This window comes from Salinicola sp. (genome assembly GCF_982684285.1).
Map to the genome: position 1 here is coordinate 1 of NZ_CEXLVS010000522.1, position 1,075 is coordinate 1,075.

Consider the following 1,075-nt stretch of genomic DNA (forward strand, 5'->3'; position numbering starts at 1 on the left):
ACCCAGTTGTGCGGATCCTGAAGATAAAAATAGACTCAGTATCGATGCAGCAAGGCAACGTATAGCAAAGTTAGTCTCAAGCTTAACTGCTTGGCATCTTTGTCCTTTACGTGATGCATTAGATCGTGTTTTACACCAAGATATTGTCTCTCCAATGAATGTGCCAGCCCACAATAACTCGGCAATGGATGGTTATGCGATAAAAAGTAGTGATATCAATGGCGATGGTTTTAGCTTAAAGCAAATCGGTACTGCCTTTGCTGGCCACCCGTTTAAGGGCAAGGTAGACACTGGCGAATGCATTCGAATTATGACTGGGGCTGTTCTCCCCGATGACTGTGACACTATTATTATGCAAGAACAGGTCGAGTCTAACGACAATGTCATAAGCATCCATGGCAAACATCGGCAAGGACAACATGTTCGCTATGCGGGTGAGGATATCAAAACTGGGGCAACCGTTCTTGGTGCAGGTCGTCGCCTTATGCCTGTGGATTTGGGCTTGATTGCCTCATTAGGGATCGGGGAAGTCATTGTAAAACGTCGCTTACGCGTCGCTTTTTTTTCAACGGGTGACGAACTAAAATCTATCGGTGAAACACTCGAAGCAGGAGACATATACGATAGCAATCGTTACACACTGTATGGCATGTTAAAGCGCCTTGGTATCGATATGCTAGATATGGGCGTCATTCCTGATCAGAAAGCGCCATTACGTCAGGCTCTTATAGAGGCATCCGAACATGCCGATGTCATTATTACTACCGGTGGTGTATCTGTCGGCGATGCTGACTATGTTAGGGAGCTATTAGCAGAGCTCGGCCAAGTTGATTTCTGGAAAATCGCCATGAAACCTGGAAGGCCACTTGCCTTTGGCCAAATAAACCAAGCTTTATTTTTTGGCCTGCCCGGTAACCCTGTATCCGTGATGGTCACCTTCTATCAATTTGTCACCCCTGCACTGCGTAAACTCATGGGTGAGGCTACTCAGGCCAAAACAACACAACAAGTGATTTGCACCGATGCCATTAGAAAGCGGCCCGGTCGTTTTGAATACCAACGTGGTATTTTGTTT

1 protein-coding gene is annotated in these 1,075 nt (G+C 46.1%); it reads left to right on the forward strand.

What is annotated here, in order from left to right; translation table 11 throughout:
• Positions 1–1,075 (forward strand): molybdopterin molybdotransferase MoeA (moeA, locus tag AC3AYF_RS21620; RefSeq protein WP_487780522.1); only part of this gene is annotated, 1,075 nt, incomplete at both ends.